Origin of the sequence: Priestia sp. YIM B13491 (genome assembly GCF_042787605.1) — a bacterium.
Lineage (GTDB): Bacteria > Bacillota > Bacilli > Bacillales > Bacillaceae_H > Priestia > Priestia megaterium_E.
The window spans coordinates 917,049-942,238 of the sequence record NZ_JBHZOR010000001.1 but is presented as its reverse complement, the minus strand read 5'-3'; the positions used below and the strand labels follow the sequence as shown (position 1 = coordinate 942,238).

At 39.2% G+C, this 25,190-nt stretch carries 27 protein-coding genes, 1 riboswitch and 1 other annotated feature; of the genes, 7 read left to right on the top strand and 20 right to left on the bottom strand.

The genetic code is table 11. The annotated features are described in order from the left end of the window. Positions 1-9 precede the first annotated feature (9 nt). The 4 genes from ACFX4E_RS04810 to ACFX4E_RS04795 all read right to left on the bottom strand — a co-directional run bounded on the left by ACFX4E_RS04810 (position 10) and on the right by ACFX4E_RS04795 (position 3,563). Positions 10-909: a DMT family transporter gene (locus ACFX4E_RS04810; RefSeq protein ID WP_060747147.1), complete on the bottom strand. Its 900-nt coding sequence runs from the start codon at positions 907-909 to the stop codon at positions 10-12. A gap of 151 nt (positions 910-1,060) precedes the next feature. Further along, positions 1,061-2,188, bottom strand: a complete 1,128-nt coding sequence (locus tag ACFX4E_RS04805) for an NADH-dependent flavin oxidoreductase (RefSeq protein WP_253351755.1) — start codon at positions 2,186-2,188, stop codon at positions 1,061-1,063. 195 nt (positions 2,189-2,383) lie between these two features. Beyond that, positions 2,384-2,569, bottom strand: a complete 186-nt coding sequence (locus ACFX4E_RS04800; protein WP_057234040.1) for a Fur-regulated basic protein FbpA — start codon at positions 2,567-2,569, stop codon at positions 2,384-2,386. 109 nt (positions 2,570-2,678) lie between these two features. Then, positions 2,679-3,563: a DUF4405 domain-containing protein gene (locus ACFX4E_RS04795; protein WP_098792036.1), complete on the bottom strand. Its 885-nt coding sequence runs from the start codon at positions 3,561-3,563 to the stop codon at positions 2,679-2,681. A 237-nt stretch (positions 3,564-3,800) separates the two neighbouring features. Next, positions 3,801-4,032: a binding site (T-box leader), on the top strand. Positions 4,033-4,099: 67 nt separating this feature from the next. On the opposite strand from ACFX4E_RS04795, the gene ACFX4E_RS04790 reads away from it, so the two are divergent. Next, the gene (locus ACFX4E_RS04790) at positions 4,100-5,470 is read left to right on the top strand and encodes an amino acid permease (RefSeq protein WP_098331968.1); all 1,371 of its coding nucleotides are present in this window, start codon (positions 4,100-4,102) and stop codon (positions 5,468-5,470) included. Between the two features lie 42 nt (positions 5,471-5,512). Here ACFX4E_RS04790 and ACFX4E_RS04785 read toward each other — a convergent pair whose 3' ends face one another. The 4 genes from ACFX4E_RS04785 to ACFX4E_RS04770 all read right to left on the bottom strand — a co-directional run bounded on the left by ACFX4E_RS04785 (position 5,513) and on the right by ACFX4E_RS04770 (position 9,388). Next, a complete protein-coding gene (locus tag ACFX4E_RS04785) occupies positions 5,513-6,739 on the bottom strand; it encodes a DUF819 family protein (RefSeq protein ID WP_060747143.1) in 1,227 nt (408 codons plus the stop codon). Between the two features lie 426 nt (positions 6,740-7,165). After that, positions 7,166-7,732 carry a TetR/AcrR family transcriptional regulator gene (locus ACFX4E_RS04780; protein WP_098965855.1) on the bottom strand — a complete coding sequence of 189 codons (567 nt, stop codon included), beginning with the start codon at positions 7,730-7,732 and terminating at the stop codon, positions 7,166-7,168. A 121-nt stretch (positions 7,733-7,853) separates the two neighbouring features. Further along, entirely contained in the window at positions 7,854-8,492 is a 639-nt protein-coding gene (locus ACFX4E_RS04775; RefSeq protein ID WP_263033807.1) for a hypothetical protein, read from the bottom strand. Then, positions 8,489-9,388: a LysR family transcriptional regulator gene (locus ACFX4E_RS04770; protein WP_028410957.1), complete on the bottom strand. Its 900-nt coding sequence runs from the start codon at positions 9,386-9,388 to the stop codon at positions 8,489-8,491. The genes ACFX4E_RS04775 and ACFX4E_RS04770 overlap by 4 nt, the downstream gene beginning before the upstream one ends. 155 nt (positions 9,389-9,543) lie before the next feature. Between ACFX4E_RS04770 and ACFX4E_RS04765 the strand changes: the two genes are divergently transcribed. After that, positions 9,544-10,293 carry a sulfite exporter TauE/SafE family protein gene (locus ACFX4E_RS04765; protein ID WP_016765247.1) on the top strand — a complete coding sequence of 250 codons (750 nt, stop codon included), beginning with the start codon at positions 9,544-9,546 and terminating at the stop codon, positions 10,291-10,293. A gap of 21 nt (positions 10,294-10,314) precedes the next feature. Here ACFX4E_RS04765 and ACFX4E_RS04760 read toward each other — a convergent pair whose 3' ends face one another. Further along, positions 10,315-10,809: a GNAT family N-acetyltransferase gene (locus ACFX4E_RS04760; RefSeq protein ID WP_028410956.1), complete on the bottom strand. Its 495-nt coding sequence runs from the start codon at positions 10,807-10,809 to the stop codon at positions 10,315-10,317. A gap of 67 nt (positions 10,810-10,876) precedes the next feature. Beyond that, positions 10,877-11,518 (bottom strand): NAD(P)-dependent oxidoreductase, encoded by a 642-nt coding sequence (locus ACFX4E_RS04755; RefSeq protein WP_060747138.1) that lies wholly within the window; start codon positions 11,516-11,518, stop codon positions 10,877-10,879. 155 nt (positions 11,519-11,673) lie between these two features. On the opposite strand from ACFX4E_RS04755, the gene ACFX4E_RS04750 reads away from it, so the two are divergent. After that, positions 11,674-11,817 carry a hypothetical protein gene (locus ACFX4E_RS04750; protein ID WP_377237850.1) on the top strand — a complete coding sequence of 48 codons (144 nt, stop codon included), beginning with the start codon at positions 11,674-11,676 and terminating at the stop codon, positions 11,815-11,817. 88 nt (positions 11,818-11,905) lie between these two features. Here ACFX4E_RS04750 and ACFX4E_RS04745 read toward each other — a convergent pair whose 3' ends face one another. Beyond that, on the bottom strand, positions 11,906-12,568 hold the full coding sequence (locus ACFX4E_RS04745; protein ID WP_028410954.1) for an MgtC/SapB family protein: 663 nt from the start codon (positions 12,566-12,568) through the stop codon (positions 11,906-11,908). A gap of 258 nt (positions 12,569-12,826) precedes the next feature. On the opposite strand from ACFX4E_RS04745, the gene ACFX4E_RS04740 reads away from it, so the two are divergent. Then, positions 12,827-13,546 carry a poly-gamma-glutamate hydrolase family protein gene (locus ACFX4E_RS04740; RefSeq protein WP_377237851.1) on the top strand — a complete coding sequence of 240 codons (720 nt, stop codon included), beginning with the start codon at positions 12,827-12,829 and terminating at the stop codon, positions 13,544-13,546. Between the two features lie 60 nt (positions 13,547-13,606). On the opposite strand, the gene ACFX4E_RS04735 is transcribed toward ACFX4E_RS04740, so the two are convergent. After that, entirely contained in the window at positions 13,607-14,116 is a 510-nt protein-coding gene (locus ACFX4E_RS04735; RefSeq protein WP_377237852.1) for a hypothetical protein, read from the bottom strand. A 28-nt stretch (positions 14,117-14,144) separates the two neighbouring features. Then, positions 14,145-15,548 (bottom strand): MocR-like pyridoxine biosynthesis transcription factor PdxR, encoded by a 1,404-nt coding sequence (pdxR, locus tag ACFX4E_RS04730; protein ID WP_377237853.1) that lies wholly within the window; start codon positions 15,546-15,548, stop codon positions 14,145-14,147. A gap of 112 nt (positions 15,549-15,660) precedes the next feature. Between pdxR and ACFX4E_RS04725 the strand changes: the two genes are divergently transcribed. Both ACFX4E_RS04725 and ACFX4E_RS04720 read left to right on the top strand, forming a co-directional pair. Further along, complete coding sequence (locus ACFX4E_RS04725) at positions 15,661-16,059, top strand: GNAT family N-acetyltransferase (RefSeq protein WP_377237854.1); 399 nt, start codon at positions 15,661-15,663, stop codon at positions 16,057-16,059. Positions 16,060-16,292: 233 nt separating this feature from the next. Continuing rightward, positions 16,293-18,404, top strand: a complete 2,112-nt coding sequence (locus ACFX4E_RS04720) for a TerD family protein (RefSeq protein WP_377237855.1) — start codon at positions 16,293-16,295, stop codon at positions 18,402-18,404. 70 nt (positions 18,405-18,474) lie between these two features. On the opposite strand, the gene alaP is transcribed toward ACFX4E_RS04720, so the two are convergent. From alaP to ACFX4E_RS04705, 3 genes are all read right to left on the bottom strand, one after another. Next, positions 18,475-19,878, bottom strand: a complete 1,404-nt coding sequence (gene alaP, locus ACFX4E_RS04715) for an alanine permease AlaP (protein ID WP_377237856.1) — start codon at positions 19,876-19,878, stop codon at positions 18,475-18,477. A gap of 317 nt (positions 19,879-20,195) precedes the next feature. Continuing rightward, entirely contained in the window at positions 20,196-20,354 is a 159-nt protein-coding gene (locus tag ACFX4E_RS04710) for a DUF1540 domain-containing protein (protein WP_016765258.1), read from the bottom strand. A 100-nt stretch (positions 20,355-20,454) separates the two neighbouring features. After that, complete coding sequence (locus tag ACFX4E_RS04705) at positions 20,455-20,799, bottom strand: hypothetical protein (protein ID WP_377258933.1); 345 nt, start codon at positions 20,797-20,799, stop codon at positions 20,455-20,457. Positions 20,800-20,862: 63 nt separating this feature from the next. Then, positions 20,863-20,964: riboswitch (SAM riboswitch) on the bottom strand. A 121-nt stretch (positions 20,965-21,085) separates the two neighbouring features. On the opposite strand from ACFX4E_RS04705, the gene ACFX4E_RS04700 reads away from it, so the two are divergent. Continuing rightward, entirely contained in the window at positions 21,086-21,382 is a 297-nt protein-coding gene (locus tag ACFX4E_RS04700) for a hypothetical protein (protein ID WP_028410946.1), read from the top strand. A gap of 12 nt (positions 21,383-21,394) precedes the next feature. Here ACFX4E_RS04700 and ACFX4E_RS04695 read toward each other — a convergent pair whose 3' ends face one another. The 4 genes from ACFX4E_RS04695 to ACFX4E_RS04680 all read right to left on the bottom strand — a co-directional run bounded on the left by ACFX4E_RS04695 (position 21,395) and on the right by ACFX4E_RS04680 (position 25,158). Further along, positions 21,395-21,841: a GNAT family N-acetyltransferase gene (locus ACFX4E_RS04695; RefSeq protein ID WP_098334035.1), complete on the bottom strand. Its 447-nt coding sequence runs from the start codon at positions 21,839-21,841 to the stop codon at positions 21,395-21,397. Between the two features lie 80 nt (positions 21,842-21,921). Then, a complete protein-coding gene (locus ACFX4E_RS04690; RefSeq protein ID WP_060747130.1) occupies positions 21,922-22,362 on the bottom strand; it encodes a hypothetical protein in 441 nt (146 codons plus the stop codon). Between the two features lie 108 nt (positions 22,363-22,470). Then, a complete protein-coding gene (locus tag ACFX4E_RS04685) occupies positions 22,471-23,460 on the bottom strand; it encodes a glycosyltransferase family 2 protein (RefSeq protein WP_377258856.1) in 990 nt (329 codons plus the stop codon). Between the two features lie 12 nt (positions 23,461-23,472). After that, a complete protein-coding gene (locus ACFX4E_RS04680; protein ID WP_028410942.1) occupies positions 23,473-25,158 on the bottom strand; it encodes a DUF6044 family protein in 1,686 nt (561 codons plus the stop codon). Positions 25,159-25,190: the final 32 nt, after the last annotated feature.

The following is a 25,190-nucleotide window of genomic DNA, read 5'->3' as shown; positions in this document are numbered from 1 at the left end:
ATAGAAATTCTATGTGATTTTTTTAATCTTGCTATTGGAAATACTTTTTTTAGATGAAGGTTTTGGCTTCAAAGTAAAAAGCATTCCTAAAAAGATCAAAACAATGCCTGCCAGCTGAAAAAGCGTCGGGCGAAATCCCGTGAATGCTGTATCTAATAAAATAGCAACGGCTGGATCTAAAAACACTAGAACCGAAATCACCTGAGTTTTTAAATAGCGCAGGCTGTCGAAAAACAAATAATACACTAAACCAGTATGTACAAAGCCCGTTACCAAAATAGCTGTCCAATTGGCCGCTGTTAAGAAATGAAAATCACTAAAATGAACAAACGGCAATAATAGAAAAATCCCTACAAAAGTCTGAATAAATGTAACAGCGTAAGCACTCGTATGAATAATTCCTTTGCCAAGCAGCGTTGTGCATGCATAAAACAAAGCGGCTAAAAGCGCCCACAGTATTCCTGAAGACATGAAGCCATCAATCGTAAGTTCCTTCACCCCGATAATCAGAAGTGTTCCCACAAAACAAGTGAAAATAGACATAACGCCAAGAACTGTTAATTTCTCCTTAAAGATAAAGCTTCCCAGAAGCAATACTAAGACGGGTGCAAGATGATAAATAGAAATAGCTACCGTAACGGACATCATTTCAAATGCTTTAAATAGAAACACCCAGTTAAACACAAGGAATATGCCGCACAGTAAAATCTGCTTTATTTCTTTGGCATTCCATTTCTCTCTTTTATATTCACCGGTTACAAACCAGCACATTCCGAGAAAAAGCGTTGCACAAATACAGCGAACAAATACTAAATCAAAAGAAGGAAGTCCAGTTTGTGTGGAGAAAAAGCCAATTGAACCAAAAATACTCATTGAAACCATCATTTTTACCATTGGGCCTGCTTTCATTTTTCCACCTCACTTTCAGAAAACTATTACTATTCAAACATAAAGAAGTCTATTTGTAAATTAATGGTTCATAAGCTCTGTTCCATGAATAAGCAAAAAGCGCAAAGACACGGGGTCAGTCCCATCGTCTTTGCGCTTTTCTGTCTTTCTTTTAATCTTCAACCGGAAACCAGCCTGGTGTGTTAATAACGGCTTGCCACAGCGGGTCAGGAATCACAAGCTTTTCCTGATCTTTTTTGCTTAATGTTGTCACAATTTCATTTTCACGGCCTTCTTTGACTTTTTGAACCCAGTCTGGATCCATAATTAATTCACGGCCAATCGCAAGCAGTGGAATGCCGGTTTCAAGAGCTGCTGCTGCTTCGTCTGCTGTATGAATAGAACCTACGCCCATCACAGGTACGCGGCTTCCTACGCGCTCTTGAATAATCTCAATACGTGAACGAGTATCTTCCACGCCTCGGCGAGGTTTTGACCAGAATTCCATTAGCGATACGTGAAGGTAATCAAGGTCTTTTTCTGCTAGTGCATCAACTAACTTCAACGTATCAGCCATTGTAATTCCAGGCGTTTCAGGCTCTTCTGGCGAGAAGCGATAGCCTACTAAAAATGGCTCTTTTGCATGTTTAGAAACGGCTTGCTTTACTTCGTCTACGATTGCTAGCGGGAATGTTAATCGTTTTTCTACGCTGCCACCCCATTTATCTTCGCGGCGATTAGAATGCGGAGAAAAGAACTGCTGAATTAAATAGTTATTTGCTCCGTGGATTTCAACTCCGTCAAATCCTGCTTCAATAGCACGGCGCGTCATCTCACCAAAATCATGAATAATGCCGTCGATTTCTTCATTTGTTAACTCTCGAGGCACCGGTGCTCCTTCTTGTTCTGCAGCAACAGCACTTGCGCTAACAACCTCTCCATTTGGAACAAGCTCAGGCGGACACATGCGGCCTCCGTGAAAAATTTGAAGAACTGCTTTTGCTCCTTGATCTTTAATGGCTGTTGCTAAACGGCGCAGGCTAGGAATCATTTCATCGCTGTCTGCAGCAAACTCTCCGTGAAATCCTTTGCCGTTCGGCGTTCCGTATGTACATGCTGTAATGACCATGCTAACACCGTTTGAACGTCGTACATAGTAGTCTACTTCTGCATTTGATACTGTTCCATCTTCATTTGATGAAAAATTTGTCATAGGCGCAAGAATAACGCGGTTATCTAATTTGATGCCATTTGAAAAAGTAAACGGCTGTAAAAGCGGCTCATACTTTTTATTTGTCATTTTGTTTCCCTCCAAAAATGATACGGTCAAAAATATTGGCATATTATAGGTAGAAACTGTTTTTCCTTCTTATAATATGTGTCATTTAAAACTGTAACTTTAAAATATACTGTGATTTTAATCTGTACAGTTTCGCCTGTCAAAGAATAAGACTTTCTCATATAAAAAAGCACTCATATACTGAGTGCTTTTTTATCATTGCGAAAGAGGTCCCTGATTATACATGAATGCTTTTACTTTTACATATTGAGCTTCTAACTCTTGAAGTGTCAGTTCGTATAGGTGCCGATTTCCTTTTTTATAAATACCAAAATTCAATAGCGCATTAATAAACCAATTTTTCTTATGTTCCGTTTCAGGCTGTGTGTGTTGTTTCACCATTTCCACCACCTAAGTTTATCTCATATCAATTTTGCAAAGCATTCGCTTTTACATAAATGATTTTACTTCTGTACGATGAAAAAACAGTGAAATAGAGAGTTTTTTTATTTTAAATTTCCGCAGCCGGACCCGCCATTTTTTTGCGTCTTTTTACTCCTGACAATATTTTTTCAATATAATAAATAACAATAATAAAAACCGACATAATAGCAAAATAAGTACCGATTACAATAAAAGGATTCGGACTTTCAAAACCGCCTTCTTTTCCTTTCATCCCTCTTTCAAAACCTTCGCCATCATGATCAAAGTTCGGGCGTTTGTGACCAGCAGATGCCGTCGCAGGAGATTTGTTTTCGCTAAATGAATGGCGATCAAAATCCGGCTTTCCACCGCCTTTTTGCGGTATATCTGAGGAACTTAAATTCAGCACTCTCACTACTCCTCCAAGCTTTCCAAGAAAACTCGTCTCATTTATTTCGTATATACCAACGACTAACAGGGCAACGGTTGCGAGCTTAGCTGCTATGCTTAAACTTTTCTTTGACTTTTTGAATCTCGTTATGTTTTTACATACATTTATAACCCATTGCCAATGAAGGCCTATGTGAGCGGCTACTAAAATTAACACTAAAAACGATACCGAAATATGTGAAACCTTAAACCATTGTTCATTGCCAACATTAATATTCGGAAATACTACTCTTGAAATAAAAATACCGCTAATCATAATAAATGACATCGTAATCAACAGCATGATATTTAAAAAGTAACCGAACTTTGTTCTGCGCGGAAGCTTGCGGTCAAATAATTTAACCGTAACTTTCTTTACCCACTGCCAGTTTAGCAGCACGTGGGTAAAAAACGCGACGGCAATCGCTAGCCCCGCAATTTCATGAAACGTTAACCCTCCCAATACTTGTTTGTTAAAAAATAAAACAAACGTAACGGCCATTAAAAGATCCAGTCCGAATCGGACGTACATCATCTTTTTCACTCTATTCATTCTCCTCAGCTATGTATTTGTCAAAACAACCTCTTTTTCATATTTCTTAATGTAAGCAGAGTTGGTGAAAATTAGGTGAAACGACTGGTTTTTTTACCAAAATAACCAGTCCTGAGTTCTATAAAAAACAAAGTTCCATCATTTTATTTTTTAGAAAATAGCTGTTGACAAAGAAAAAAGAAGCACGTATAGTAATGGTTATTCATCAAGAACTTTCAGATTTTAATCAAAAACACAGCGATTGGGAGTAGTAGAAGCTTATTATTCGGTCAAGAGAGCTACGGGTTGGTGTAACGTAGTCCAATAATACTTTGAACTCGCCCAGGAGTGGTAATTCAGAAAGAATGCAGAAGTATTCTCTAAGTTTTAACGTCTAACCTTCGTTATCAGGTTTTAAGCAGGGTTCTTTAAGAGCCAACAAGAGTGGTACCGCGGTTAGCTAAAGCTTATCGTCTCTTCTCTCATTTGATAATGAGGTAGGAGACGATAAGCTTTTTTTATTTTATAAAAAAGTGGAGGGAAAAGTCATGAAGAAGGACAACCAAGGTTTGCAGCGAACAATGACTTCACGTCACATTATGATGATGGCGCTAGGTGGAGCAATTGGCGCTGGTTTATTTAAAGGAAGCAGCTCAGCTATTGATATGGCAGGACCATCAGTTATCATTGCTTATTTAATTGGCGGAATTATTTTACTATTCATTATGCAAGGTCTTGCTGAAATGGCGGTTCGAAACAGTGACGCACGAACGTTTCGTGATTTAGTTCAGTCGATTTTAGGAAGCTACCCCGCTTATTTTTTAGACTGGATTTACTGGAAAATGTGGGTGTTAAACATTGCAGCTGAAGCTGTTGTAGCAGCTATTTTTATTCAGTACTGGCTTCCTGATTATCCAATTTGGATGCTTGCTTTAGGCGTATCCGTTATTGTCACAGTTATTAACTTGCTTTCGGTCAAAGCATTTGCTGAAACGGAATACTGGTTAGCATTAATTAAAATTACGGTCATTGTAATCTTTATCATCGCTGGACTTCTGTTACTATTTGTATCATTTGGTCACCATACCGCAGCGGGCTTTTCAAACTTGAGCGATCACGGCGGTTTCTTCCCTAAAGGACCAACTGGGTTAATTACAGCGATGCTAGTTGTCATCTACTCTTACGGTGGAACTGAAATCATCGGGGTAACGCTAGCTGAAACAAAAAACCCTGAAAAAGTAGTACCAAAAGCCGTGCGCAGCACATTAACGCGCATCATTGCTTTTTATCTGTTCCCATTTTTTATCATCGTGAGCTTGATTCCTTGGAATGAAGTGAACGGCGTTTCTCAAAGCCCTTTTGTAATGGTATTTAAAATGATTGGAATTCCCGGAGCAGATCATATTATGAATGCCGTGATCTTGTTAGCCGTCATTTCTTCAATGAACTCAGGGCTTTACGGTTCATCACGTATTTTGTATACGCAAGCAGTAGACGGTCGAGTGCCGAAGATATTTTCGAAACTTTCTGTTAACAGAGTTCCTGTCTATGCAATCTTAATGTGTACATCATCTCTTTATGTGGGCGTGTTGATTTCCTTATTTGCAGGAAGTAAAACATTTGATTATTTGATGGGATCCTTAGGATATACCGTGTTGTTTATTTGGTTGATTATTGCGATCGCACACTTAAAGTCCCGCAAAGTTCAGCCAGAAGCATCGAGCAGCTACTCTGTTAAATGGTTTCCTTATACGACGTGGGCTGCCCTAATTGCACTAAGCGCTATTTTAATTGGCGTTATCTGCACAACCTCCATTGTTATTACGACTATTACACTAGCTATCTATTTATTTATTACAGCTACGTATATCTTTAAAGGCCGCTTTTATCAATCTTCAGCAGCCAAGCATGCTAAATAAAAAAGCGCCTCCTCCGAGTCATCAGAGGAGGCGCTTTTTTATTTAAAATGTTAAGTACCAATAGCCAAGTGCAAAACCGATATAGTTACCAATAATATAGCCAAGCGTTCCTACTACTAAGATAGGACCAACCAAACTTCCCCATCCTTTAGCAATCGCCATTGCACTTGCTGTCGTAGGCCCTCCTACCGTTGCATTGCTCGCTAGTAAAATATGTTCTAAATCAATTTTAAATACTTTTCCTAGAATAAGTCCCACTATTAAATTACTCATTCCCACAATGAGCACAAATAGAATCAAAAGAGGTGCTTTTTCAACAATTAATGGAATAGACGCCGGTACTCCAATGACAACAAAGAAAATATAAATGAAGTACGTGCCGATTTCTTGGCTTCCGCTAATGTTTTTAAAATAAGAAGGGAACAGATAAATGACAAGAAACGTAAGTGTGGAAAGCAATAAGTATTTTTCGCTCAAAATAGTATGTAATAATGTTTGAACTACCGAAACATTTGGACCGGTTGGAATGATTGTTCCAAACCATTCGGCTAATTTAAACGATGCAACCACTAGAAAAAATGATGTACCAATTGAAGCCGCAACGTCTTTTAACGAAATTTCTTTTTTTGCCCAATATTTTTCTGCAAGCGTATGACGATCATTTTCTCCATATTGCCCAGCCTCTACTTCTTGAATATGAGGCGTCTTAAAATGTTTTCTAAAAAACTTCATAGAAGGAACGAACATATACACGGCAAACAGTAAAGCCATGACCATATTATCAGCAACTACCGTCGCCGAAACCATTTGACTTGATGGTTCAAATTTAGCCGTAACGGTAGCAAAGTTAACCCCTCCGCCTACATAAGAAGCGCCGATAGCTGCTGCAATTTTTGCTAGTTCAGGAATATAATCTTTTAATAACAAGAAGCCTGCCGTGCTCCCTATAACCGTTCCTACTGCACAGATTAAGAAAATAAAAAGCAGTTTCCGGCTTTCTTGAAATAATTCTTTCATATTGACTTGAAATAACAATAATGGAATGGCAAGCGGTACTAGATACGCCCAAACCGCATCATAAACCGGAGACTCTGTTGGAATGATTTTTAAATTTGATAGGATAAGCGCTCCTGCTAGCGCAATAATAGCTCCTGACAGAAAAGAAGCCCACTTATACTTTTGTTCGAGAAAAATACTAACAGAAGCCCAAATCGCTAGAATTCCCCATAGTGCCCACGTATCATCAGCTTGAATAATAGTAAAAATCACAAGCTACTCCTTTCTTTCTCTTTGCAAGAAATAGAATTTTCAGAAAATACACTTTAAATTTTATCAATATATGCCAAATTCCGTCAATCTATAAAAAAGAGTCGAGGACAAAGTAGTCTAGTTAAAGTGAAACACGAACTATCTATCAAAAAGGATGAATAGTTCGTGTTTTTTATGATTATGGTGAACGTAGGTTTTATGTAGGTAGCTACTTCTAGCTGTTGATTGGAGGACAAGGCGAAGACTCCTGTGGGAAAAACGGCACAGATGAGACGCCGCAATAGCACAAGCGACGAGGAGGCTCAGCGGCCTCCCGCCGAAAGCAAAGCCTTGCACGGAAATCAACAGCAGGGTCACAAGCAGTCCAGCTCATGTATCCCGATTGTTAGTCTTTAGATTCATTTTGTGATGTCCCAGCCTCACTTTTTATTTACGAACAAGAACTGGAATCTGCTGCTGAATCTGCTGCAAAGGAGCGCTTGTTTTCTCTGTTAACGAACGCAAGATTCCTCCTTCGATCATACAGTTAATCACAACTGCAAGCTCTCCTGCCTGCTTTTCTTGAAATCCGCTCTCTATCATTTTTTCTCTAAAAAGTTTTTCCCAATCTTGAAACGCTGCGTAGCAGACTTCTCGCAGCGGTTCATTAATAAGCGCCGTTTCTCCAGCCAGCAGTCCAACAGGCATACCAGCAATACTTTCTTCGTGTTCAAACTGCTTGGACAATTCTTCAATAAAATACTGAATAGCCTGGGCTGCGTCAGAAGATTTATTTAAACTTTCTTTAATTTGGATTTGGACGTATTTATTCGTATATTGAACAGCGTGAATCGCCAGTTCTTCTTTCCCTTTTGGAAAATAATAATAAAGAGACCCTTTTGGCGACCCACTCTCTTTAATAATTTGATTTAATCCTGTTGCATGATAGCCTTGCAGCTGAAAAAGCCGCGATGCTGTTTCTAAAATCTTATCGCGTGCATTTGCTTTCTTCACAAAACGATGCCTCCCCTATATAATAAGTGGTTTCTATAACACTACTTATCATATAAGGAAATGAAATTTTTGTCAAAATAAAGTGAATATTTTACCATTTATTTTTTCTTTCTTTCGTTTCTTATGACCTAATAATTGTTTTTCTTACTTCTTCCGCTAACGGTTGAAGAGGCGTAATAATACGGTCGCTTACCTCCGCCGCCGCTTCTACCATCGAGAGCTGCGCTACTGAAACAACGGTATTATGCTCTTTTATTAGCTCATGTAAGACATGTTTTACCTTCTGTTTATACTTCTCTAGGTTTCCAGTCATTACTAGTTCAAAAGCACCTTCTATCACAACAGGGCGAACCTTTATCTTTACATTTTGATAAAATGCAAATTCGTCTAGGCGCTTCATTGTTCCTTCTACGGTTTCCGGATTTGTAAACACGATAAGCTGCGGTTCTTCTATTTCACATATTCGGTGAAAATAAGGCTCATCGATTTTAATAATTGGAATATCGCTTGTAAATGCTTCTGGTAAAAGAGCAATGTAATTCGTACACGTAAGTAAAATGGCATTCGCTGAACATTCTTCCATCCACTTTAACTGCTTTTCTACTTCTGCAGCTGCTGACTCCGCTGCAAACTTAGGGTCGGTTGTTACTCGATGTACAAGTCCAGGGTCTACGAAATGCATACAGTTCGCAAACGGCAGCGCTTTTTCTATATAAGAGATGTTCGAATGATGAGCGTGCAGGCAAGCAATTTTCTTCATCGTTTTCCTCCTGTATGATGGTCTTTGAAATACTGAATTAAAAATTCCTGGAACTTTTTCGCAACAGGAGTTAAATATTTATCCTTGTTCCACGCAATCCCAATTACTCTTGAAGCTGTGTCTTCTTTGAGCTTTATTTTTTTAATGCCTCGTAAGTCCACTCCCTTTATTTCAGGAAGCAAGGCAACTCCTAAATGAGCCGCTACAAAACCAATCACCGTCAAAAATTCTTCTCCTTCAAACGTAATATTTGGGACAATCTCCGCTTCTTCAAACAGCTGATCAAAAATTGTTCGACTTCCGTATCCTTTTTTTAACGCGATAAACGATTCATGAGCCAACTCTGAAATCGAAAGTACTTGCCTTGAGGCAAAAGAATGCGTATCAGGGACATACGCGTACAGCTCGTCTTTCCATAAATATTCCCACTGAATGCCTGACCTAGATTCCGTTACAGAAGACATACAAAAATCAATTTCACCCGTTTGAAGCTGATCAAGCATGATGTTCGTAGCGTTCTCAAAAATTTGAAATTGAACGTTCGGATACTCTTGTAAAAAAGCATGAACTAGTTTTGGGACGGACGAAGCGCCTAATGATTTTAAAAAAGCAAACGAAATACTGCCGCGGTGAGGATGAATCAAATCTGAAAGCTCACGTTTAGCTTCTTCCATTTCGTTTAATACTTTAACCGTTCGTTCATAAAAAAGCCGTCCATATCGATTTAAAATAACTTGCCTTCCTTTTCGTTCAAATAGCGGCACGCCAAGCTCTGATTCTAATTTAGAAATTGAGCGGCTGAGCGTAGGCTGTGCGATTGATAATTTTTCCGCTGCCTTTGTGAAATGTTCCGTTTGAGCTACAACATTAAAATATTCGAGCTGCTGCCATTCCATTTTTTCACATCCTTTACTTATTACATAATACTATCAATTTCATATAAATTATACATTGGACGTCATAAAAAATTCATGTTTAAATGAAGAACGTAGCACTTGCTAAAAATGTTATGTGTCTGCATAGAATAAGTGTTGAAAGAAGGAATTAGTTTATGGATGTTTCAATTGTTTTAACAATGTTAGCCGTCGGACTAATCTTAGGATTTGTCGGAGCAGGCGGATCAGGTTTTATTATTTCGATTTTAACGCTGCTGTACGGCGTATCTGTACACGTTGCACTCGCAACGGCTCTTACCGCAATGATTTTCTCTTCTTTATCTGGCGCCGTCAGTCATTACCGCGAAGGTAACGTATCTTTAAAATCCGGTATCTCTGTTGGTATCCTCGGTGCATTAGGCGCTTGGATTGGGTCTAACCTTTCATCCTTTATCCCAGAAGGCGAGCTAAAATGGCTAACAGCCGGTATGCTTTTATTATCTGGTGTTTTACTTTGGCTGCGTATGTTTTTATTTTCCCGTCAGCAAAAAGAACGTACTGTTCCAACAGGAGCTAAATTTGTCGTCTATTCTTTACTAATTGGCTTAATAACCGGCGCTCTATCAGGAATGTTTGGAATTGGATCAACTCCATTTATCCAGCTTGGCCTTATGATGGTGTTAGGCTTGTCTATTCGTCAGTCAGCCGGAACGACAATGCTCGTTATTATTCCGATTGCCATCGGCGGAGGAATGGGCTATTATCAGCAGGGCTTTTTAGATATTCCACTGTTGATCCAAGTAGTAGTCGGCACAATGGTCGGTTCATATATTGGAGCAAAATTCACAAATCGCGTCCCTGCTCCCGTATTAAAAACGTCCCTTGTAGCACTGCCTATTTGCTCTAGCTTCCTACTTGTTATATAAGAAAAAAGCTTGAACTCTTGTTCAAGCTTTTTTTATGTCCATCTCATAAACAAACTGCTTTCCTTGGCTTCCAAAAATATGTCCGCCTGTGTCGATAAAGCCGCTTCTTTTGTACAGTTGCTGCGCGGCCGTGTTTTTATAGTTCACGCCTAGCACCACTTCATTTTTAGTCGGAAAGTGCTGGTTGATAAAAGAAAGAAGAAGTTTCAATGACTTTTTGCCAACTCCCTTTCCTTGATAATCAGGATGAATGGAATACGACCGTATTAAAAGCGCGCCGGAGCTTTTAGTATATTCTTTAACAGCTTTCCCTGCGTCGAGCACGAAAAAGCCGGCTAGTTTGTTTTCTGCCAAAATCAAAACAGGCGTTCTGTCCTTTTCCCGCTCACACTTAGCTAAGGCTTCAGCGGGAAGTGCCGTATAAATGAGCTGCGCTTCAGGCAGCGTATAGCTATGTATAGATGACTCGTAGGCTTCACTATAAAACGCTAGTTCTACGTTTACTTTATTATCCATTCTATACCTTACTCCTTTTCCCATAGTATAACATGCACAAAAAAAGCCGCATAAAGCGGCTTTTCCTTTATCTAGCGTCGGATACAACGGTAAAGCGTTCGTTTACATGCTCTCCTCGCTCAATTTCATCAATGACAGCAATGGCATAATCAGCATAGCTGACATGGCTGTTTCCTTCTGAGTTTAAAATAACATGATCTTTCCCAGTTTTATAAGCATCCGTTCGTTTTCCTGAAGGATTAAAAAATGCTGCTGGGCTAATAAACGTCCAATTAATATCGCTTGTACTTTCTAAATCTTTTAAATTTTGAGCTTGATTGTCAGCTGTCGCTTTATACTCTTTTGGAAAATCAGGCGTATCTGCTAGACGCGTCGTTTTCTCTTCATCGACAAACAAACTGCCTGCTCCTCCTACAACAAGAAGACGAACGTCCGGAGCTTGTTTAAATACACGAATTAACGACTGTCCTGCTTCTACATGCAGATGTTCTTTTCCTTCAGGAGCTCCAAACGCATTCACTACTGCATCCAAGCCTTCGATATCTTTTGCCGTGATATCAAAGATGTCTTTTTCCAGTGTACGAACATCTCGTTCGTCTACTTTGCTCGCATCACGTACGATTGCCGTTACATCATGGCCGCGATTTAAAGCTTCTTTCACGATAAAACTTCCTGCTTTTCCTGTAGCACCTACGACTCCAATTTTCATTTTATAACCTCCAGTAAAATTCTCTATATTTAGGTAATAGCCTTTTTTTGCTATGCTAAAACACTGCGAAACGATTTAAGCAAGATAGAGAACGAATAAAGAGGCTGAAACGAAAGTTTTTTAGCTGAAGAAAGATCCAAACGTAGGTTTCATATATGGAGGTACTTCTAACGGTTGATTGGAGGTCCTGCGGGAAAAGCAGAATAAGTGAGACCCCGCAGGAGCGCAAGCGACGAGGAGGCTCACCGGCCGCCCGCGGAAAGCGAAGCCTTGCACGGAAATCAGCCGTGGTGTACTAAACGATCATACTGGCCCCTTTATCCATTTGTTCGATTTTAGATTAATTTAGTTATGTCTTAATCTCTTTGACAAAAAATAAATAAGTGCTTATTCAATTTCAATAAATAACACGTGAGCCATAGAGTGAATCGATTTAATCAATTCTACTTTATTCCCTTTCTTTTTTGCTTTTCCTTTTATTTCAACAAAATAAAGCAGTTCACCTTGATGATGATCCTGGTGAATTTCATAGGATGAAATCATAATATTTCCCCTTTCAATCTTATCAAGGAGCTCATAAATATCCTCTTGATTCGCTGCACGAAACTTAATTAAAAGGGAATGAGTAGAAAGAGATGTAAACATTACGTTCAATATTTCTAAGCCAATCAGCACCAGTATAGTTGCGCTAATGCCGACTGTATACATACCCGCCCCAATGGTTAAACCAATTCCCGACGTTGCCCATACGCCTGCGGCTGTTGTGAGCCCTCTAACATGCTGCTTTTGAATAATAATCATACCTGCTCCTAAAAAACCAATACCGCTTACTACTTGTGCGGCAACTCGGCTCGGATCAAGAGCCATATGATCTTGATGAAGCACATCTGAAAAGCCATATTTGGAAATTAACATAATGAGCGTACTACCGACAGCAACTAAAAAATGAGTGCGAAAACCCGCTTCTTTTGCTCTAAACTCTCTTTCTAAACCAACCAAAGCTCCTAACAAACCTGATAGCGCGAGACGACTAATAAAAGCTGCGGTCATTTCCCCCCTCCTTTCTCTTCACTTTTTTATAAATGGACCTATTAACTATTTCTATTTTTGTTATAATTTACTATAACCAATTTTTGAAGTGGAGGCTAATCAAATTAGATAAAATTATCAGTTATTACAGCATATTTCTTGAGTGAGGACGATTAGAACGCGAACCCATTGAATTTCAAACAAACTGGCACTTTATCAAAAAGCGAAAATATTAATAATCACCTCTATTTATCATAGGATAAATAGAGGTGATTATTAATGAACCGTTTATTCAAATGGAGTACAAGCATTTTGTTGCCTTTGATGTGCTGCTTTTTGATTCTCCCTCCCTCTTATGCAAGCGGTGACTATTATTCCTCTTATGCAGAACTGCAGCAGCACGAGATTCTCCATCAAGACTACGATATTCGCTACGAACAGCGCTTTAGCTACCTATCCATTATAGCCATTCACGGCGGAGGAATTGAACCGGGCACATCAGAAGTCGCCAAAGAACTCGCTGATCGCTTTTCCGCTTCTTATTATTTATTCGAAGGCATCAAGTCCACTAACAACGGAGTTCTGCACATAACCTCAGAAAATTTTGACGAACCGATTGCTAGAGGAATGGCTCAGCAAAGTATGTCCGTTTTGACGATTCACGGCTACAGCGGCAGCCAGCCTATCGTATATGTAGGCGGAAAAAATCAGCTTTACAAAGAGCTGGTGAAGCAAGCGCTACGCAAAAACGGCTTTACAGTCCGTGACGCCCCATCTGATGTAGCCGGAACAAGCGAACAAAATATTGTAAATGATAATTTGCTAAAAGCCGGAGTCCAGATTGAACTGACGGCCGAACTAAGAAAATCATTTTTCGCAAACCATGACTGGTCGAGAAACAACCGCATGAATGTAACGCCGCTTTTTCATACGTTCGTATCTTCCTTACAAGAAGCATCTTCTTCCTATCAAACTTTCCTTTACCTTCAAGTTCACTAATTTATCGACTCTTGCCTATTCCTTGATTTCCAGACAAAAAAACCAGCGCGGTCTGTGTAGTCAAACGCGCTGGTTTTTATCTATTTCTCTCGCTAAAATAGACCGCTTAAAGCCTTTTTGCTCAAAAAACTCTTTGATTTCACTTGGACTTTGATAAGAAAGTCTAATCACATAGTAGTTAATATATTCAATCCAAGCAAACGCATAAAGGCCTAGAAAAAAAGCAAGTCCTTTAACCCCTAACTGCACATAGTGGTAAATGAGTACACCTAAACCTAACGTAAGAAGAATTTTATTCATTTTTTTAAAAAGCAGAAATAACTGAATGTAGCTGGAGGGCAAATGAGAATCTTCTTTTCGGCTCACTCGCCTCCATTTCATAAACCAGTACAAGCTTCCTTGAAACAAGATAAACTCAAGTATAATAAAAGCATACACACTTGAAAACGTTGTTAAATAAAAAGCTAGATGCGAAAATCCATTTAAGTACCCTATCCACAGCGCAGCAAACAGTAAAGCTGACGTAAACTCTCCTGTCCATAAGCCAAATAATTTCCGCTTTACTTTCATCGAAATTCCCCCAGCATATCTCTCAATCTTACTGTTCAAACCAAGCTTTAAACAGCAGGTTTACACCTGTTTTTATTTCTTTATCAGACAATCCCGCAAATCCAAGCAATACATAGGGCGTCTTGTTTTCATCGGCACTATGATAATAAATAGACGTTGGATAAATCGTTACCCCTTGCTTGGCAGCTGCTTCAATTAGTTTCTGTTCACTCATTCCATTTTTCACCTCAAGAAGAATATGCAAGCCGGAATGTTCTCCAACAATATCTACACGTTCTCCCATAATAGCAGTCAAACAATCTAGCAGCAGCGCTTGTTTTTTGCGGTATGCTGTTCTCATTTTATTCAAGTGACGTTCCCAGTGTCCTTCTTTCATAAAAAGAAAAAGCGTATGCTGATGAAGTCTTGAAACAGGCTGTTTAAAAAGTCCACAGTGCTTCACATATCTTGTAAGAAGCCGGTGTGGCAGCACGGCATAACTGATTCGAAGAGAAGGCATCAACGATTTTGAAAACGTCCCCGTATAAATAACGCGATCGTCTTGATCTAATCCTTGAAGGGCCGGAATCGGTTTTCCTTTATAGCGAAATTCTCCGTCATAGTCATCTTCTATAATATAGCCGTTCGCTTCCTTCGCCCACTCTAGTAGTTCAAGCCTTCTTGCAATCGGCATGACCATGCCAACAGGAAATTGATGAGACGGCGTAATGTACACCGCATCCGCTTCGCTTTCTTTCAGTTCCTTGACTTTCAAGCCAGAACTATCAAGAGAAACAGGGACGACCGACATGCCTTGTTCTTGAAAAACGTGCCTCGTTCGGTGAAAGCCTGGGTTTTCGAACCCAATTATCTTTTCTTTTCCCAGAATGACAGAAAGCAGCCACATGAGGTACTGTGTACCTGCACCTATCACAATTTGCTCCGCTGTGCAGCGCACTCCTCTTGAGTGGTAAAGGTACGACGCAATTTCTTGGCGAAGAAGCAGTTCGCCCTGCGGATGTCCGCTATAAAAAAGCTGGCTTTCATCATGATAAATAGCTTGAACCGTTAGCTTTTTCCACGTATTATACGGAAATTTTTCTACTTCTATCTTTCCATGGCTAAAATCAAGGGCAGTTAATTTTTGATCTTCTTGTTGCAGAGATATAGAGATAGGAGGCAGTTCTTGAAGCACGACTTCATTTTTTATCTCTTTTACAAATGCTCCTTTCCTGGCTAGTATCTCAATATAGCCTTCAGCTTCTAACTGTACATAAGCCGCTTCAACCGTATTTTGGCTAATGCTTAAATGAAGAGCTAGCTTTCGTTTAGAAGGCAATTTTTCATGAGGCGGAATGGTACCTTTTTGAATTTGTTGTTTTATGTAGATATAAAGTTGCATGTACAAGGGATCTGCTTTTCTTTTATCAAGCAAAGGCATTAGCTCTAACATAGTGTTCTTTCCTTTCTAACTGATACTATTAAATTCGCTGTTTCTGACACTTACTCTCAGTTCAGTTTCTTCATATACTGAACTATATCTTATAACTCAAGGAGATGACACAATGACTATTACTTATAAAACCAACGTCTCAATCCGTGCCGAACAAGCTGCTGAAGTGTTTGTGCATTCAGGCATTAAACGTCCTGCACAAGATCTTGATCGGATTCAAAGAATGCTTGATCACGCTTCTCTTACCATTACCGCTTGGAACGACAGCCAACTCATTGGCATAGCCAGAGCGTTAACAGATTTTAGCTACTGCTGCTATTTATCGGATTTAGCTGTTGTAAAAGACTATCAAAAGCAAGGAATCGGTACACAGCTCATCAAACATGTTCAATCAGAAATCGGCGAAGAAACCGCGCTGATTTTACTTTCAGCTCCTTCTGCTATGAACTACTATCCAAAAGTCGGCTTTCATCAAATTGATAATGGGTTTAAAATTGGGAGAATTCGATAGGTAAAAAAGACAAAAAACTTCCTGCCCTACTAAACTATTATTATTTTACATCTTTTCAATATGATGGTACAATATTCAAAGATTAAGGCTATGATACTTCTTCCTTCTCATCCAACTCTTAGAATTTAGAGGTATCCCTTTCCTTAATCCATTAACCTAACTATACATATATTCAAAGTCAGGAAGCACAGCGCCTGGCTTTTTCTGTGCAAATCATACATGGTGGTGTTTGAATGAAAAACGATATTTTTTTAAGAAGACAATCTAAAGTAATTATAAATCAAGGATCAGATATATTAGCTCCTGCTTATGTAGCTTCCATGTTAAAAAACATTGAGGCATTAGGATTTACAGCTTCAGCTTCTTTAATTGATCGGTTACTCACTCTTTCGTTCTACGAATTTATGTCTTTTTATGAGCAGCTTCTCTTATCTTTAAAAAGACTTGTTGGCGCTCATGTCAAATATAAACCGATGTATCCTAACTTTCCAAACGAAGTCATGCAAGCGTCGGAAGCAGAACTATACATAAATGCCGTGGTTCACTATCTGACTGGGATTTTACCAAACAGTGAAAAACAAGATGTTTTCCCACTGTTAGATACTACAGATTTGCGGATTATTGACCTCGGAACAGATGAAGAATTCGGCCTTATGATGAGTCAATTAATTGGTGCCAATACCTCATTATCGCAAACGGATCGAGCAGACATTGAATGGTCGCTTGTCCATTTACATGCATTAGACCTACTTCCAGAAGTCATTCCTCAAAAAGAAAATGGTGCATTTGTTAGCTCAGTTTTAATTAAAACAAAAAAACTACCTATTGATGTCTTGTCTTCTTATTTTAAAACAGCAACAGACGTTTTACGTTTGGCAACCGCTTTATCTGATGGAGATATTAGCCTTTCATCACCCACTTTATTTAAGAAGTTTAGTCGTTTTGAACGTCGAAGCTTGTTGCAGCTGCTAGAAAGCACTTCAAACATAGAAGAAGATATGTTTCGCTATAAAGTAAAGTGGATTCGTTTAGGTGAAATTTTACATCCTGGGGAATACAAACATCGATTTCCTCGCGCTGCTAAAGGATTCGATGCTGTTCGAAATCATAAAAAACCATTGACCTTCTATAGTAAAGTAGAGAAAGCACTCGAGCAAAAAGACGTCTCAAAAGCAGTTTCACTTTTAGAAAAACGTCCAGGTGACTTTGCTAGACGAATTGACCATTTACTGCGCTTATCTACTGGGGAACAAGAAGCAGCTTCTATTATTACAGCATTTGCAACGGTCGCTCATCATGTCTCTACGCCAGTACTGCTTCAGCTCTATTCTCATATGAAGCATCGACATCATAAACAAGATATGCGCGTAGTGTTTCCTAAAGGGAATGTGTCCAAAGTAATGGCGCTTGATAATCCCTTACCTTCTCTTCGTAAGGATCTTTGTGAAGGTGTAATAAATGCATGCAAAGATGCTTTACATGACCGTTTTGCCAAGCTGCCACCTCTTGGAAATGTATGGGTTGATGAACGTTTGCATGAACAAACTATACCATTTTCACAGCGTTCAAGCAGTAAAACGTTAAAAACGATTAGCCGCGGCAGTAAATTAACAATACCTGAAGGCGACACGCTTCGTTTTTTCATTTGGTGGAAAGAAGGCTTTGTAAATGGTGAACACACTGGTAATGGTGAACACACTGGTAATGTAGATATTGATTTATCTGCCGGAATTTACGATGAAAACTGGCTGTATAAAGAGCATATTTCCTATACAAACTTATCTTCAAAAAGCTTCAAAGCTTTCCACAGCGGAGATATTACATCTGCCCCTAAGGGAGCATGTGAATTTATTGACTTGCATATCCCTACTGTTCTAAAAAAAGGCGGCCGTTATGTATTAATGAACGTTTATTCATTTTCCATTCAACCTTTTGTTATGCTCCCCGAATGCTTTGGAGGATGGATGATGAGACAGCACGTAGAGTCCGGCGAAATATTCGAACCTTCTACCGTACAAAATAAAGTAGATCTTGCTAGTGATTCCACCATTTCCATCCCTTTAATTTTTGATTTACAAGAGCGAAAATTAATCTGGACGGATATTTCACTGCATCATCATGTTGAATTTCAAAATAATCTTGAACAAAACAATGGATCTCTCTCTCTTATGGGAAAAGCCATGACAAAGCTTTTGAAGCCAACGCTTTATGATCTTTTTTCATTTCACGCACAAGCTAGAGGAACACTTGTCTATGACAAACAAAAAGCTGACACTATTTATTCGCTTGATGAAGGTATTACTCCTTATGATATTGAAACAATTATTGAAACCTACCTAAACTAATTATTTATAGGAAATTAAGAACAAATAAAATAAAAGAAAAGACCTCTTTCCAAGAAAGAGGTCTTTTCTTTTATTTCACTAGCTTTTGCTCAGTCTCAGCTGAACCTTGACTTCGTTTATGAAATCCTTTTGCGTAGTACGCGATAATAAGACCGATAAACCATAATGGTCCGATGACAACTGCAATTCTTGTATCTGGATTATATGCCATGAGAACCACTACCAGCGCTAGGAACGCAAGTGACACATAAGATGTTAACGGAAATAAAGGCATTTTATATTTCAGCTTTGCCTCTTCACCTGTTTTTAACGTTTTGCGATACTTAATTTGAGAAAGCAAAATAATTCCCCATGTCCAAATCGCACCGAATGTTGCAATGCTTGTTACCCACGTAAATACCTTGGCAGGCACAATGTAGTTTAACGCTACTCCGACTAATAGCGCACCTGCTGATGCTAAAACAGCTTTTCCCGGTACGCCGCCTTTTGTAAGCTGGCCATATCCTTTTGGCGCTTCTCCGTGTTCTGCTAAGTTAAACAGCATACGGCCTGTACTAAAAATACCGCTGTTACAAGAAGAAAGAGCTGCTGTTAGTACAACAAAGTTAATGATACCAGCCGCCGCTGGAATGCCGATTTTTTCAAATGTTAATACAAACGGGCTTCCCTGTGAACCAATTTCTTGCCACGGATAAATCGACATAATGACAAATAACGCACCGACGTAGAAAATCAGAATACGCCAAAAGACAGAATCAATCGCTCTTGCTAGAGATTTTTCCGGATTTTTCACTTCTCCCGCGGTAACGCCGATCATTTCAATTCCTAAATACGCAAACATGACCATTTGCAGCGACAGCAAAATACCTTTGAATCCGTTCGGGAACAGTCCGCCGTTGTCCCACAAATTTTTAATACCAGTCGCAACGCCGCCGTTGCCGATTCCAAACACAATCATTAATAATCCAACGGCAATCATTAACACAATCGCTAAAATTTTAATAAGTGCAAACCAAAATTCCAGTTCACCATATGCCTTAACAGCTAAGAAGTTAACTGTTGTCATGATGACAAGCGCCGATAACGCCCAAATCCAGTTTGGTACATCCGGATACCAATATCCCATATAAATACCAACGGCTGTAATTTCAGCCATACATGTTACAACCCATAAAAACCAGTAGTTCCAACCTGTTAAATAACCAGCAAGCGGCCCTAAATAGTCGCGCGCGTACTTGCTGAATGAACCTGCAACAGGTTTTTGAATCGCCATTTCCCCAAGTGCTCTCATAATAAAAAACATAATCATTCCGCTAAATCCGTACGCCAATAATATTCCCGGCCCTGCTAATTTAATAGCAGATGCAGATCCAAGAAACAGCCCTACCCCTATGGCTGCTCCTAAGGACATCAGCGTCACATGCCTTTCTTCTAACCCGCGTTTCAATTCTTTCCCCTGAGTTTTCCCCTGCATAAACGTCTCCCCTTTTTCCAATCTGTCAAAACGAGATGAACACAGCCTTTTTGTTAGCGCTTTCATATAAGTTTGTGCTAAAAGACAGCTAGGCTGTATATTTGTATTCTATCACCTTTCTCTCACTTTTCTTTTGTCGAAAAACAAAAAAATTATCGTATCATTTTGTTTAAACACACAATTAGACGTAGACACTGCTTTTTTACTATGTATTTATTATTGCACCTAAGTAATAGTATTTTTTTAAAAATAGAAAAACGCCGACTCAATTCCGTCAGCGCATCGTTCATTTTATGCTTTTTTATAAAAACTAGCATTTATCTCGCGGGTTCAAAAGTTTTACAGCCAGGTTCTTCCGTTTCAGAAACATGGTGACTACTTTCAGGACTCACAACGTAAATGGACTCTGCACTGCATTTATTTCCGGATTTCCAATACATGCACTCATTCACTTCACATAATACACCTTGGGCCACTGTTATCCCTCCTTTTTTTGTCTTATCTATTTACTACCCGAAATATAACGCTTCTAACATTTACACGTAAAAAAACCGCTTGTTTATCAAGCGGATCTTTTTATTGCGTGTGTTCAACATACTGTTTTTTAGCTAAATATAACTCACGGCTCAGCGTGATCCGCCGTTCTCTCAAGCGGCTTAATTTAGCCTGAAATTGTTCGTTAGTTGGCTCTTCTTGAATCAAGCGATACGTAAAAGAAATATCTTCATTTAACTGTTTAAAATCTTCCCATATCTCTTGAACGAGGGCGGATTGTTTGTCTTCAAATGAACGATTTTGCTGCGTTTTTAGCGCAGCTAAAATTTCCTGCTGCCACGTTTCGTCTTTTATTTCTTTGGCTAATAAGTATAGATCTAAATAATCATCAGTGCTTAACGTTGTTTGTCTATTGTTCAATGTCATCACCTTTTCCACACGAAATTTTTCTTCCTAAGAAGAGGGTTTCATCATAGAAAAAGATTCCTCTCCTTATCTATCAGAGCTAGGCTATGCTGGAATTAGCACCATTCAATAATTGTGGTTGCTGAGGCTTCAAAGGGCCAGTCCCTCCACCTCTCTAGATAAGAATATTTCGTTTTTAAATTATTTCTGACTATTCTAATATGTTTTGTAGGTTACGTCAATAGCTTTTCAATAAAAAGAAAAAAGAAGTAAAATATGGTATGCTTTCATAAAGGATGGTGAGCACATGAAACGATATCTGTTATCTGCTTTTTTGGGAAGCCTGCTGCTGCTTCTTACTATTGCTTTTTCATCTACTTTCCATATTGCAATTGTCAAAACAACCGGAAGCATTGGAGGGATTATTTTAGCAGCGGCGGCTTTGATTATGAACGCGCTTGAAGATCCCCCCTCTTCAGACAATACAGGTGGAGGAGCCGTTGAAGTACTAGATAAAGGTTCCGTTTGGGCTACTTATTTACTTTTACTTTCATTACCGAACCTCATCGCATGTATAACATCTTATGTTTTATGGACTCGCTGACATTCATCAACGTTACGGACGTTTTGCCACTTGGAAGCTCATTGATATTTGTTTATCTACAAAGCCAAGTTCACGATACACATGCTGTGCAAAATTCCCAGCATGAACGCTGAGTCTGATTTCAGGGTATCCTTTGATAGACAATTCATCAATTGCTTTTTGCATTAACGGCTTGGCTAGACCTTGCCCGCGGTATTCCGGTACAACATATAATTCGTAGATAAAGCCAATTTCTTCTTTTGAAAAGAAGTCGGCAGATGGGCCGATAAGAACCCAGCCTGCGAGTTTATTTTCTTGTCTTGAAACTAAATAATAACAGCCTTTTTCAAGGGCACTACCAACTAGTTCATTTACGCGTTCTGCTGACGGATGAAACTGCTTCATTGTTCCTTCAAACAGCGCATCAGCAGATTTTTTCCGAATTTCTTGTATTTCTTCTTCAGTAGCTTTTGCAATCATTACGATCTCTCCTTTCGTGTTCGTTTTCCACATACGAGGATAAATTCCTGCAAAAAAAGTCTTCGCCTAAGCGAAGACTTTTATTTAAATTCAAAATGTTCTTGATGATTGCCTCGTTCGTCCGTCCAGTTAATCATAATGTCTAAACCTGCCGCTTTTCCAGGAACAGCAAAATTCGCATAGCGAAAACGCTGACCGCTTTTGCTTAAGTTAGACCGTTCAATAGGAGAAAACAAGCTGTATTTCGCCTTATTTTTTCCTTCGTGCCGAAAAGCTTGGACCTGCACGCGCTCTACGTCTTTTCCAATGTTTTCAACGGTTAATCCATATGTATGATAGACGTTATTTTTCCACTTTAGCTGATTATCTCCCGTCATGCTCGCTTTTGTGAGTTCAACTGACCATTGTTCAGATGATTTCTTCATTGGAAGCTTCTCAATCGAAAGAGCGCTGACATGAATGGCTGCAAAAGCAAGCCAAACAAAACAAAAAGTGCTGACTGTATAAAATAGTCTTTTCATAGATTCTGATCTCCTTAGAAATTTTAGTAGTAGCATTTCCTGTTCACTTAAAAATTATGATAAACGCTTTAACAAAAAAGCCTCTCCATTTAGGAGAAGCTTCTTAAATTAATGCATAAGCAAATCTTTTTGTTTGGCTAATGAGTGTTTTGTATATAAATCTCTTTCAATCGCATATTTAGGACGCTGTTTCACTTCGTTAAAAATCTTGCCAATATATTCTCCGACAAGACCCATTCCCATTAGCTGCAGGCCGCCTACAAGCCAAATCGATAAAATAAGAGACGTCCAGCCGATTTGCGTATGATCTAAATATTTTTGAATCAGCGCATAAATACCAAACGCAATACTAAAGAGAAAAGAAGCTCCTCCAAGCAGCGTCAATAAGCGTATCGGCGCTACGCTAAAAGATGTAATCCCGTCGAATGCAAAAGCAAGCATTTTCTTTAGGGGATATTTTGATTCGCCCGCTGTCCGTTCTTTGCGGTCATATGTGACTTCCGTGGAGCGAAATCCTACTAATGGTACAAGGCCTCGTAAAAAGACGTTGCCTTCTTTATATTTCATAAGTTCACCAAGAGCACGTTTGCTCATGAGACGAAAATCGGCGTGATTTTGAACGAGCTGAATTCCTAGCCTATTCATAAAACGGTAAAACCCTACTGCCGTGGTTCGTTTAAAAAATGTATCGGTTTCTCTGCTGTCTCGAACACCATATACGACTTCATACCCGAGCCAATATTTCTCTACAAAAGTACGAATAACGCTGATATCATCTTGCAAATCTGCGTCAATGGAAATGACGCAGTCAGATTGCTTATGGGCTGCTTCTAGTCCTGCCAGCAAAGCATTTTGATGTCCTACATTCCGCGCTAGCTTCAACCCTTTTACAAACAAATTGCTGCAGCTTTCTTTTTCAATAAGCGACCACGTGCTGTCTTTGCTTCCATCGTCTACAAATAAAATGGTACTTTCACTTGATACAAGACGTTCATTTATCAGTTCTTTTATTACAGTAGTTAATTGAAAAGATGTTTCTGTGAATACTTCTTCTTCGTTGTAACATGGAACAACAATTGTTAAAATAGGTCTGTTCATGTTATTGCCCCCTTACTTTGCTTCATATACATACACTTTCCAAGCGGACTGTTTATCGTTAAACGCTTTTAAAAAGTGCAAACCGTCACTTTCAGCATTTTCAATTGGCACAGCTGAAAAGATATAGCGACCGCCCATTTTTTTAAATTGGCTGATATTAAGCTGCAAATGACGGATTTTTTTCGTTGAGTCTTTTCGGTAATCATATTTTTTCCCTAGCTCGCTAACAAACACATAGCAGCGGTTGCCCCAGTGATCATAGTAACTTTCTAACTTTTTATTTTTATCAAGCTCTTTGGCAATGATTTTGCGAAACTCATGTTTATACGTTAACGGATAGAAGTTGTTATACGTATCGAGCGTATAAAAGCCGTTATACTGAGCAATTGATGGATGAAGCCCAATGCTTGCTACCCGATAAGATGATTGAGGTTTCCCTATATATCTGCTGATTTCATCGAATTGATGGACAGCATAAAATTCTTTGACTGACGGCTCGTGATTGTAGCGATAATAAAGTTCAGGATTCGCTATAAACAACACAAGCAGCTGTAAAACCAAACACACCCACACAAACTTTTTCCACGCCTTGCCCCTTTTCCATAAAACATAGCCGCCAACGGCAAACATCAAATAAATAATGAGCGGGCGTAAAAAATGAAATCTAGCAAAGTTAAATGTATTAAAAAGCTGATATTTTTCTTTTAGCGGCTCCCATCCTTTATAAAACCAAAACGCATACCAAATCGACAGTAGTAGATTAAGAATAAATAACTGCAAAAACGTTTTTTCAAGCTTCCCCTTCTGATTCCGAGCAACGATCCAAAGTACGATAAAAGAAAGCGGTAAAATCACAAAGGTATGAAGCGTCATTACATGCGTATGCCCAAGCGTATAGTTCTTAAAAGCAAGGCGAACGGAATGTCCGAAACTTAGAGTAGAGCTTAAAAATTCATTTCGACTCGTCGGGGCCTCGGGAAATAAAAGAGAATCAACAAGCCGGTATTCAATGAGCAGAAATACAGCGGTCATCGCTGCAATACTGTTTAAAAAAGGAATATTCCACGTTCGTTTTTTCACCGCATCTCTTAGCCATAGCAGCCCCATCGCCGTTAAAAAGAAGAAAAATCCTAGCACAAAGCTCGCGTAAAACGGAAGCAGTAAAAGTGTAAGCCATTCCTTCCACGTTCCTTCGCGGTTTCGAATGGTTAAAAATGCCCACAGCGCCAGCGGCTGTCCTAATGTACTCAGCATGCCCGAAGGCCAAAAAGGCGTAAGTGCAAAAGCAAGTGATACAAGCACTCGAATCGCATAAGCATCCTCGCTTTTAATAAAGTGCTTTTTTAATAATAAATACATTCCAATTAAAGCAAATACACGCGTAATCGTTTGGCTGAGGCTGTACGCCAGCATGGTAGGAAACAAACCATACAGCCACTGAATACCGCTGAATTCTGTTCCAAACGTATTCCTCGGCAATCCGTTAATGATTTGAGGCAATACGGCATGACTGGAGCCAAACAGCTCTCCGCTTCGATGCAGAACTTTATACCACGTAATATTTGAGTCTAAATTATCATGCACGCGTATATGTGAGTTTTCCCCGAGCAAAAACATAGGGGATACATACGCAAGCAGTAAAAGGAAAGCGATAATAAGCAATGTTTTTTCTTTATTCATAGCTGTTTCTTTCTTCATCTGTTAACACCTATTTCCATTTCATAATTACT